Raw genomic sequence first — 10,368 nt, forward strand, 5'->3', positions numbered from 1 at the left:
GCGTGGCCATCTGCGGGGACACCGGCAAAAAGCTCGACCGGCCCGTGCCTGCAGGTTTCGAGACGGTCCCGCAAGGGATCCGGGTAAATCTCCGCGTGCGGGATGCCTCGGGCATCACCACCAAAGCTTCAAATCGGACACGCGATGTCCGCCGTGCATCCCGCACCCCTCTCATGGCTCCAGGGTTCTGCCCGTGGAGGGTTTCGTGTTTCCTCATCTGCAAACACACACGATTTTTCCCGGAAGCGCGCAGCGCTGTCCGGGGCCGACTGGAAGCCGCTCACGCTTCACGCCGGTCGGTAGATCCCGGATCTGCAGCCTGCCTGCGCAGGCTTTCATCCGGGAAAAATGGGAGAGGTTGAAATGCGCACTGCCGCTTTCCCCGGACCTGTTCCGGGGTCTGGCGGCATTTCAGGAGGAGGCTCAACCGGGCCCCGGCACAAGGCCGGGGGAAGTGGAGCGAGCGGGATGGGAGGCACCCTAAAGCGGAATATTATCGTGCTTTTTCCAGGGGTTTTCCGCCTTCTTGTTGCGGAGCGTCCTGAGCGCCGAGATCAGCCGTTTGCGGGTGCCGTGGGGCATGATGACATCGTCGATATAGCCGCGGCCGGCCGCGACGAAGGGATTGGCGAAGCGGTCTTCGTATTCCTGCGCATGGGCGGCCATCTTGTCGGCATCGCCCAGATCCTTGCGGTGGATGATTTCCGCGGCGCCCTTGGCCCCCATCACGGCGATCTCGGCAGTCGGCCAGGCATAGTTCACATCGCCGCGCAGATGTTTCGAGCTCATAACGTCATAGGCGCCGCCATAGGCCTTGCGCGTGATCACGGTGAGCTTGGGCACCGTCGCTTCGGCATAGGCGAAGAGAAGCTTGGCGCCATGCTTGATGAGACCACCATATTCCTGCTTGGTGCCCGGCAGGAAGCCCGGCACATCCACGAAGGTGACGACCGGGATGTTGAACGCGTCGCAGAAGCGCACGAAGCGCCCCGCCTTGCGCGAGGCGTCGATGTCCAGCACGCCGGCCAGGCTCATCGGCTGGTTGGCGACAAAGCCCACAGGCTGTCCGTCCAGACGGCCGAACCCCGTAACGATGTTGGAGCCGTAGTCCGGCGCGATCTCGAAGAAATCGCCCTCATCGGCCACCTTCTCGATCAGCTCCTTGATGTCATAGGGCTTGTTCGGATTGGAGGGAACGAGCGTGTCCAGGCTCTTCTCCATCCGGTCCGGATCGTCATAGCTGGGCCGTTTCGGCGGTGTCTCGCGGTTGGACAGCGGCAGGAAATCGACCAGGCGGCGGATCTGCACGATGGCCTCGAGATCATTCTCGAACGCACCATCGGCGACACCGGATTTCTTCGCATGCACCGACGCGCCGCCCAGCTCCTCGTGGGTGACGGTCTCGTTGGTCACCGTCTTCACCACGTCCGGCCCCGTCACATACATGTAGGAGGTGTCCTTCACCATGAAGATGAAGTCGGTGATGGCGGGCGAATACACATCGCCGCCGGCGCACGGGCCCATGATCATGGAGATCTGCGGCACCACGCCCGAAGCCAGCGTGTTCTGCAGGAAGATGTCGGCATAGCCGGCCAGCGAAGCGACGCCTTCCTGGATACGCGCACCGCCGGCATCGAAAATGCCGATGATCGGGGCGCCGTTCTGGATTGCGGCCTTCTGGATCTTGACGATCTTCTGGGCGTGGGTCTCCGACAGCGAACCGCCGAACACGGTGAAGTCCTTGGAGAAGACATAGACGAGACGGCCATTGATCGTGCCATGGCCGGTGACCACGCCGTCGCCGGGGATCTTCTTGTCCGCCATGCCGAAATCGACACAGCGGTGCTCCACGAACATGTCCCATTCCTCGAAGGACCCGGCATCGAGCAGCAGCTCGATCCGTTCGCGCGCCGTCAGCTTGCCCTTGGCGTGCTGCGCCTCGATCCGCGCCTCGCCGCCACCCATACGGGCTGCCGAGCGTTTGGCATCAAGCTGTTCGATCACGTCTTTCATGGACCCTCGTCCCTTCCCCAAGATTTCGTCAGGCCGGATTTGTGTCGACAGGAATGGCGGCCTCCTGCGTTCGATAGCAGACCCCTCCGGCCCAGAGCAATCAAGCCGCTGCTCAGGCGCAGGAATTGCAGGGCGTGGCGGTGGCAAGGATTGGAAGACGGACATGACACCGCTTTACAGTGCGGACATCGTCAGGATCGATGCGTTGACGGCGCAGCAGCGTGCGGCGTGGAACGCCATGCGTTCCAGCAACTTCGCCCTCGCCTCGCCCTATTTCGCACTGGAGTTTGCCGAGGTGATGGCCGCTGCGCGCGACGATACCCGCGCCCTTGTCGTGTCCCGAAACGGATCGCCCGCCGCCTTCCTGCCGCTGCAATTGTCCCGCTCCGGCGTCGCCCGCCCCATCGGTGGCCCGCTGGGCGATCATCACGGGCTGATCACCGACACGCCGGACATCGATCTCGACCCGCTGCTGAAAAAGGCCGGCTTCGGCGTCTTCGCCTATAATGGCGCGCTCGCCGACCAGACCAGTTTCCTGAAACACTGCGACGGTCCGCCGGAGATATCCTGGGTCTCCGACCTGTCGCGCGGCTACGACGCCTTCATTGCCGATTGCACCGCGGCCGACGCCAAGGCCATGCGCAATATCCGCGCCCGCCAGCGCAAGCTCAACGAGCTGGATGCCGACGTCGTCATCCGGATCGATGACCGCCGGCCGGAAGCGCTGCAGGCGCTGATCGCGGCGAAGCGGGAGCAATACCACCGCACCCATGCGATCGACGTGTTCTCGGTGCCCTGGACGCTGAATGTGATCGACACGCTGTTCGAGCGCACCGATCCGGCGCTCTGCGGCCTGCTGTCGACGCTTGAAATCGACGGAAAGCTGGCCGCCGCCCATTTTGGCATGCGGTCGGAAACCGTGCTGCACTACTGGTTCCCGGTTTTCTGGCCGGAGCATGCCAAGCTGGGACCGGGGCTGGACCTTTTCCTGGATATGGCGCGGTCGCTTAGCAATGACGGCATCAATGCCATCCATCTCGGCCCGGGCGAATATGATTTCAAACGCCGGCTGTCGAATGCCGGCTTCGCGGTGGTTACAGGCCAGATCCGTCAGCCCTCGCTGACAACGAGCCTCGTTGCCGCCGGGGTCAATCTCGACAAATTCGCCCGCAGCCTGCCGCTCGGACGCTTCGCCAGCTGGCCGGGCCGGGCGATCCGGCGGCTCGACAAATGGGCCGCCATGCACGCGCTTTAGACGGCCAGGGCCGCGCGCTCTCGCCTACTGGAACGGGTTCAGCTTTTTCAGGAAGTATTGCAGCCCGCCGCGCTTTTCCTTGCGGTCCAGCTCTTCCTGGGAGGTCAGGAAGGTGGTCTGGACGACATAGCGCTCGCCCTCGAAGGGCAGATGACCGTGCCAGGAATGATCGTCGCGCAGGAAAGCGAAGACATAGCCGGCCAGCGGCGGCACTTCCTCGGTGAAATCCTCGAAATCCTTTGGCCCGTTGAGCACGCGGATACAGCCGGCGCCCGTACCGTCCCACTCGGCATTGAGATAGGTCAGCATGGTCAGGATTTTCGACTTCGAGTCGTTGTGGATCGGACCGTCGGACAGCTGGCTCAGCCGTCGCACGGTGATCATGCGCGGCTTTTCGGTGAAATCGACGCCGAACTTGTCGGTCAGCACCTGGGCCAGTTCCGGCGAGTTGAGATCGTTCATCAGGCGCTTGAACTCGCCGCTCGCTTCCAGCTTGGACAGCGGCAGATAGCCCGGCTTGTTGATGGCGGGATAATCGCGGCGCACATCGGCGGCCTCACCGGCGCTCAGCGCGCCCTCGGCGACGAAATAGTTATAAGGTGAGGTGCGCATGCTGGCAGAGCGCAGCGCATCGAAATTCAGCAGGCCACCCGGCCCCGTTTTCCCGGCCATGTCCGGCTCCGCAATCGTTATCTCGGCCATGATACCCAACTCCGACAATTCCGCCGCCACACTATAGAAGCGACGGCAGGCTTCAAGCCGGGCCGCCCGCGTCCAATGCGCGCAGCATGGCGTCCACCGCGACCAGCTCGGCCTTAAGCAGGGCCAGGCGTTGGGCGACTTCGGCATCCTCGCCCCAGGTTCCGGCCTGCCAGGCTTCGTCGACACTGGACAGGGCAAAGGCCTCGCCGCCATCGATCTCGCCGTGCAGCAAGGCAAGGCCAAGGATGGCCGAACCCGTCACCGCCGTGGCATGTGCCAGGGCTGTCAGCCGCCAATGATCCTGCTCGCCCGCAATCGCCATCACGCGCTGCAGCGCGACCGGGTCCTGGTCGATCGGCAGGATACCGGTCGCGGCAACGAAATGCGCGCCCAGCGCCTGCTCGGCCCAGGCCAGCATCGGGTCCCAGGCCGCAGCCTGTGCCGCGACGAGTTCCTGCGGTTCGGGCGCCCGGAAGCACACCAGATCGGTGGAGGCATATCTGGTGACTTCCGCCACGGTTTCCGCGTGCGCCAGGCTCATACGGTCCAGCGCCACGAAACACAGCCGGGTCGTGGGCATGGACGGCGCATCGATCCGCTCGCCCTGGGCCGACCATTCAGCGGCCACGCGCTCAGCCAGCGGGGCGGTCGGTACGGCCAGCACTTTCTTGGCCGGTGTACGCACACCGCGCCCGTCCAGCAGGACCGACCAGCCGGCCTCACCGCGTTCGACCCTGACCTGTTCGTAAAAGCGCTTGGGGCGAGCATCTTCGGGCTTGGGCAGACGCACACCCGGCTTGGTTTCATATTGATCGCTCATGCCGCGCTCTCTTCCACGCCGCGGCCGAACACGTCCAGCGCCCGGTTCAGCGCGTCGAAGTCGTGATGCACATCATGGGCACCGCCGCCGCGGATCTCGTCCTCGGTGTGAAAGCCCCAGCTGACGCCCAGCGTATGAATCCCGGCATTGCGGCCCATTTCCATGTCGAAGGAGGTATCGCCGATCATCACCGCCTGGTGCGGATCGGTGCCCGTCTCCTTCATCGCGTCCAGAACCATGCGCGGATGCGGCTTGCCGGCGCCGCCATCGACCGTCTGGAAGGTATCGAAATAGCGGTGCAGATCGTGATGGCCGAAGACGATGTCGAGGCCCCGCCGGGCCTTGCCTGTTGCCACGCCCAGAAGCCAGCCCTCACCGGCCAGACGCTCGATCGTCTCGCGGGCGCCTTCATAGAGCTTTTCCTGGAAACCGGTTTCGGCGCGCTGCTCGACGAAGGCTTCCTTGTACCAGGTCGCCAGATGCGGGATGCGCTCGGCCGGATAGTCCGGCGGCGCCAGGCGCATGATCGCCTCGGTCAGTTCCAGTCCGACAATCGTGCGCGTCCGGTCATACCCGATCGGCGGCAGGCCGGCGCGCTCGAAGGCCCGCGCCATCGCCCGCTGGATCACCTGGCGGCTGTCGACGATGGTCCCGTCAATATCCCAGATGGCGAGTTTCAGATCGGACGGCATGGACACTCCCGCAACAGCTTCACGGGCTCGTTAGGCGGCGTTCGCCGGCTTGGCAAGCCGGGGGCCGCTCATGCTAGCTATGCACAAACCCGCGAGGACGAACGCCCATGACCCATCCCGACGACCTCACCGACGCCCAGCGCACCGAACTGGATGCCGCCGCCTTCCGCCGGCTCCTGGCGCATCTGGACGATCACAAGGAGGTGCAGAATATCGACCTCATGCTGCTCGCCGACTTCTGCCGCAACTGTCTGGGCGACTGGTGGCGCGAAGCCGCAGCCGAGCGCGGGATCGAGCTGTCCAAGGCCGACGCCCGGGCCCGAGTCTACGGCATGGATCCCGACGCCTGGAAAGCGCAATTTCAGACCGAAACGAGCCCGGAAAAGCTGGAAGCCTTCAAGGCCAAGCAGGCCGCGAAATCCGGCGGCTGACGGTCACCCGTCCGCCGGATCCGCCGCCAGGGCCCTCAGCAGACCGACCGTCGCCGCCAGCCCCTGCTGCCAGTTGCGGACACGCTGTTCGCGCAGGGCGATCTCGCGCTGGCGCTCGCCGATCAGTTCGAACATCGAGGCCGTACCGGCGTCGTAGCGGGTCTCGACAGCCCGGGTCACTCGCACCTGTGCCTCCAGCTGCCGGGCCGTGATATCGATCTGGCGCAGATTGGAATCCTGGGCCAGCAGGGCGTTCTCGACATCGGTAAGCGCCGACAGCACCGCACTGCGCCAGGCCAGCACAGCCTGTTCCGCTCCGATCTGCGCCCGTTCCACATTGCGCCGGCGGGTACCATTGGAGAACAGCACGGTGGTCATGTCCGCCGCGGCCGACCAGCTGGTGCTACCGTCCAGGAACTCGACCAGGTCGGACGAGGCATAGCGGCCGTTCGCCGACAGTCCGAAGCTGGGATAAAAGGCCGTGCGGGCCAGGTGGACGGAGATGTCGGCCCGTTCCAGCCCCCGCTCGGCATTGCGGATATCCGGCCGCACAAGCAGTACTTCGGCAGGCATACCGGGCGCCAGACGGGGGATCGCACCGGGCTCGAAAGTCACCGGGGCAAGCGAAAAGGATTGCGGCACTTCCCCGACCAGTGCAGCCAGGCGCTGTTCGGACAGGGCACGGCGAGCGCGCGCATCCTCGATCGTGCTGCGCAGACGCAGGATCTCCACGTCCAGCTGATCGAGATCGAGTCGCGTGATGGCGCCTGCTTCCAGACGCACATCCTGCAGGGTGCGGCGCTGTTCGAGCAGTTCGAGCTGTTCGGCCCGCAATTGCAGCAGCGCATCCTGGGTGCGGATGTCATGGTAGGTCAGTGCGATGTCGGCAGCGAGGCCGATCCGGGCGGTCAGCAGGCTGTCGCCTGCGCCCTCGAGCACAAGCTCCTGCTGGCGCACGCCAGCCGCGAGACGGCCCCAGAAATCGAGTTCATAACTGGCAGCGACAGCCAGGCTGGCGAAGGAGGCGCTCCCGCCATTCCCGTCCGACACGCCGGCATTAGGCCCCGACACCGTCACCCCGGGGCGGCGGGCCGCCTCAGCATCCCGGATCCCGATGCGCGCAGCATCGCGGGCCAGAGCCAGCGATTGAAGGTCCGGATTATTCTGCAGGGCCTGCGCAAGCAGTTCGGCGAGCTGACCATCGGAAATGTCGGACCAGCCCAGCACGTGTGGCGCGTCCGCCGGAGCGAAGGTTCGCCAGTCCCCAGGCGTTTGGGTCTCGATATCGGGGCGCGCCAGCTCCGGGGCCGACGTCGCACAGGCGGCAAGCCCCGGCAAAGTGGCGAGCAGGACAAACAAGCGTGTCATCACGGGCGCCCGCCCTCCGGCTGCCTATCGGCACTCATGAAGCGGACGAGCACCGGCTGTCCGATCCGCAGCGGGATATCACCGGCACGGATGATCACTTCGATCGTCTCGGACTGCGAGCCGCCTGGGCTTCGCCGCGACGAGGATTCGGAACTGGACTGGCCGAAGATTTCGGCGACCCGCTGGACGGTCCCCTCGAAGCTCTCGGTCGGCCGGCCGCTCGGCGAGATCTGCACCGGCTGCCCGGGCTGGACGTGCTGGATATCGACCTCGCCCAGTTCCACCCGCACGATCCGTTCCGCGTCCGGCATCAGCAGGAAGGCGGTCGAGACCTGCAGGGTCGAAGCCCCCATGCCCGGACGGGCCTGCACTTCGATGATCCGGCCGGCGACGGGCGCACGGATCGTGCGCTGTTCGAGCGCGAATAGCGCACTCTGCAGGCTGGCCTCGGCCTGGCGCAAACCGATCTCGCGCGACTGAAGCGCAAGGCGCAGGCGGCGGACCGTGTCGTTCGCCGTATCGAGAGACTGTTGCGGCACAGCGTCCTGCGCCCGCTGCAATTCCATACGGGCCTGTTCGCGTTCCGCGATCTCCAGTTCAAGGCGCGCCTGCTCGATCGCAACATGAGCGGCATCCAGCGAGGCCTGCGCCTGGCGGACGGCAAAGCGCTCCCGGTCATCCTCCTGGACGGCCAGCGCCTGGCCGGCTTCCACGCGGTCGCCCTCCTCCACCAGCACCTCCCGGAAAGTGCCGCCGGAGCGGGCCGCGACCTCGATCACACCGCCCTCGATATCGACCTGGCCGCGAGCAACCGCGACGAAGGATGCCGCCGGAGCTGCCGGCAGGTTCGCTGTCTGGACGTTGGCAACAGCATCGCTACGCCCGGACGCGAAAACCCAGGCCCCCGCGCCAATAGCGACAAACAGGAACAGCCAGGTCCAGAACCGCGTGAACACGCCCAGTATGCGTTTCATGACATCTGCGTCCTTTCGCTATCGGTCTTGAGATGGCCGTCTTCCATCTCGATCACGCGGTCGGCGTGCGGCACCAGACGATCGTCATGGGTCACGCACAGGACCATGGCATTGTGATCCTTGGCTGCGCGGTGCAGCAGGGCGGCAACGAGAGCGCCATTGTCGCGGTCGAGCGAAGAGGTTGGCTCGTCGCAGAAGATCAGGCGGGGTTCCTTGGCAATCATTCGGGCAATCGCCACACGCTGATTCTCGCCACCCGACATTTCGCCCGGTCGGGAGGTTTCCCGCCCGGCGAGCCCCACCTCGTCGAGCGCCTGCAGGGCATGCTTGCGGGCAGCGCTCTGGCCATAACCGATATAGGTCAGCGGGATCATGATCTGTTCGAGAGCCGTCAAAGAGGGAAACAGGCCAACCGACTGGAAGACGAAGCCGCAGTGGCGCCGCCGGAAAGCGGTCAGCGCGCCGCCCTTGCGGCGCCAGATCGCCTCACCCAGGGCCAGAACCTCGCCCTCGTCCGGACGCTGCAGCCCGCCGAGGGCTGCGACGAGGGTCGATTTACCGGAACCGGATGGCCCCATGAGCAGGGTCAGCTCGCCCGCTCGCAGACGCAGATCGACACCCTTGAGCGCCGCCACCCGGGCCGCCCCCTTGCCGAACGTCTTGCGCAGTCCCGTGGCGCTGATCGCGAACCCGCTCACCGCAGCAACGCCGTCGGCCGGGACTTCGTCACGGCGCTGAGCGACAGGAGGCCCGCGAGCAGTGAAATGCCGATCAGGATAATGGCGATTAAGCCGATCAGTCCGGGCGAGAGCACGAAGGCTCCCCCACGGCCGGTCATCACCATTTTGAGCACAAACCCGCCCGATATCGTCAGCGCACAGGCTGTGATGCCGGTCCACAGCGCCTGCTCCATGGCTATCAGGGCAATCCGCCAGGCTCCGACCCCCAGGGCGCGCAGCGCCGCGAACTCCTCGCGCTGAGAGATGACCGCATTGCGCAGGGTCTGGGCCGCTATCGCCATGGCGATCAGGACAGCAAAGGCGCCGGAGATCATCATGTTGCGGGATGAATCCTGGTCGGCCAGTTCGGTGAGACTGGTCTGGATGACCATGTCGGCGGGCGTGATCGCCGATAAGCCATGCCGGGACAATGCCGTATTGAGCTCGGCGAGTGTCGCGTCTCGCAAGGCCGGCTCGTGCAAACGGACAAGAAACGCGCTGGGAGGCCTCGTTCGCGACGCCTCGCCCAGAAGCTGTACCGTTTCACGGGACATGAAGACACCGGCGAACATATTGCTGTCGAATACAGCGCCGACCCGAACACCCACTTCGTAGAATGGAAGGTAGTCGCCGGCTTCGAGACCCAGCCGCTCGGCGATCTGCCGCGTCATGACAAGCTGCCCGGGTGTCGCCAGGATCGTCCTGAGCCTGTCGGAGAAGCCTGCCGGAAAGCTCAGCGAGTCCGGCGATGGATCGATAACACGGCCAGAAATCCGGGCCGTCCCCTCCCCGTCACCTTCCGGCCAGTTAAGGAGTACACGTTCCTGTCCGAAAGCCTCGACCCGTTCGACATTCGGGTGAAGCCAGACCTGCCCCTCAAGATGCAGGGGGACAGAATTGACGAACATCTCGAAGCGATGAGCATTCTCGCCCGGAGTGCGAATAATGACGATATCGGCCCGCAACTGCCGTTCGAAAGCGCCCAGCCCGCGCCATTCTCCCAACGCCATACCGGCCTGGAAGACGATCAGCAGGCCCGCCATCACCAGCACGCTGATAGCTGCGGCATGGCGGCGCCAGTCGGTTTCGATATTGGCGATAGCCAGGCTGCGCATCGTTTCTCCCCGCTCCGGCGTGTGTCACGGCCGGGTACATACTCAAGGGATAACCGAGCAGGTTGTATCGATAAAGCGTCTCAACGTTATATTTTGAAAAGGTTTTCGGCTCGACGCGAGCCGGAGGCCTGAATCCCCCTAGGCTGAATCGACATTCATCGCATCCAGAGCATGGCTGCAGCGATCTGCAGGAAGCCCAGGAAGTAGACAGCGCGACGGTCGAAGCGGGTAGCGATGCGGCGGAAGTGTTTGAGTTTGTTGAAGCCGCGCTCGACGGTG

10 protein-coding genes and 1 pseudogene are annotated in these 10,368 nt (G+C 64.9%); 2 read left to right on the forward strand and 9 right to left on the reverse strand.

The genetic code is table 11. The annotated features are described in order from the left end of the window. Positions 1-480: 480 nt before the first annotated feature. Positions 481-2,013, reverse strand: a complete 1,533-nt coding sequence (locus ABJO18_RS11065; protein WP_348506923.1) for an acyl-CoA carboxylase subunit beta — start codon at positions 2,011-2,013, stop codon at positions 481-483. Positions 2,014-2,176: 163 nt separating this feature from the next. Here ABJO18_RS11065 and ABJO18_RS11070 point away from each other — a divergent pair, with 163 nt between their 5' ends. After that, complete coding sequence (locus tag ABJO18_RS11070) at positions 2,177-3,268, forward strand: GNAT family N-acetyltransferase (RefSeq protein ID WP_348506924.1); 1,092 nt, start codon at positions 2,177-2,179, stop codon at positions 3,266-3,268. 24 nt (positions 3,269-3,292) lie between these two features. On the opposite strand, the gene ABJO18_RS11075 is transcribed toward ABJO18_RS11070, so the two are convergent. From ABJO18_RS11075 to ABJO18_RS11085, 3 genes are read right to left on the reverse strand one after another with little or no spacing between them, the layout of a single operon-like run. Further along, on the reverse strand, positions 3,293-3,970 hold the full coding sequence (locus tag ABJO18_RS11075) for a 2OG-Fe(II) oxygenase (protein WP_348506925.1): 678 nt from the start codon (positions 3,968-3,970) through the stop codon (positions 3,293-3,295). Between the two features lie 52 nt (positions 3,971-4,022). Beyond that, positions 4,023-4,790 carry an ATP12 family protein gene (locus ABJO18_RS11080; RefSeq protein WP_348506926.1) on the reverse strand — a complete coding sequence of 256 codons (768 nt, stop codon included), beginning with the start codon at positions 4,788-4,790 and terminating at the stop codon, positions 4,023-4,025. Next, positions 4,787-5,482, reverse strand: a complete 696-nt coding sequence (locus ABJO18_RS11085; protein WP_348506927.1) for an HAD-IA family hydrolase — start codon at positions 5,480-5,482, stop codon at positions 4,787-4,789. Before ABJO18_RS11085 ends, ABJO18_RS11080 begins: the two co-directional genes overlap by 4 nt. 107 nt (positions 5,483-5,589) lie before the next feature. On the opposite strand from ABJO18_RS11085, the gene ABJO18_RS11090 reads away from it, so the two are divergent. Continuing rightward, complete coding sequence (locus tag ABJO18_RS11090; protein ID WP_348506928.1) at positions 5,590-5,913, forward strand: DUF1244 domain-containing protein; 324 nt, start codon at positions 5,590-5,592, stop codon at positions 5,911-5,913. Between the two features lie 3 nt (positions 5,914-5,916). Here the strand turns inward: ABJO18_RS11090 and ABJO18_RS11095 are convergent, their stop codons facing one another. The 5 genes and pseudogenes from ABJO18_RS11095 to ABJO18_RS11115 form a co-directional block, all read right to left on the reverse strand. After that, positions 5,917-7,281: an efflux transporter outer membrane subunit gene (locus ABJO18_RS11095; RefSeq protein WP_348506929.1), complete on the reverse strand. Its 1,365-nt coding sequence runs from the start codon at positions 7,279-7,281 to the stop codon at positions 5,917-5,919. Then, complete coding sequence (locus tag ABJO18_RS11100; protein WP_348506930.1) at positions 7,281-8,255, reverse strand: HlyD family efflux transporter periplasmic adaptor subunit; 975 nt, start codon at positions 8,253-8,255, stop codon at positions 7,281-7,283. The genes ABJO18_RS11095 and ABJO18_RS11100 overlap by 1 nt, the downstream gene beginning before the upstream one ends. Beyond that, positions 8,252-8,953: an ABC transporter ATP-binding protein gene (locus tag ABJO18_RS11105; RefSeq protein WP_348506931.1), complete on the reverse strand. Its 702-nt coding sequence runs from the start codon at positions 8,951-8,953 to the stop codon at positions 8,252-8,254. The genes ABJO18_RS11100 and ABJO18_RS11105 overlap by 4 nt, the downstream gene beginning before the upstream one ends. Next, on the reverse strand, positions 8,950-10,089 hold the full coding sequence (locus ABJO18_RS11110) for an FtsX-like permease family protein (protein ID WP_348506932.1): 1,140 nt from the start codon (positions 10,087-10,089) through the stop codon (positions 8,950-8,952). The genes ABJO18_RS11105 and ABJO18_RS11110 overlap by 4 nt, the downstream gene beginning before the upstream one ends. 155 nt (positions 10,090-10,244) lie before the next feature. Next, positions 10,245-10,368, reverse strand: a pseudogene (locus ABJO18_RS11115) (IS5/IS1182 family transposase); the annotation flags it as partial.

The sequence above is a fragment of the Maricaulis sp. genome (genome assembly GCF_039978735.1).
Lineage (GTDB): Bacteria > Pseudomonadota > Alphaproteobacteria > Caulobacterales > Maricaulaceae > Maricaulis.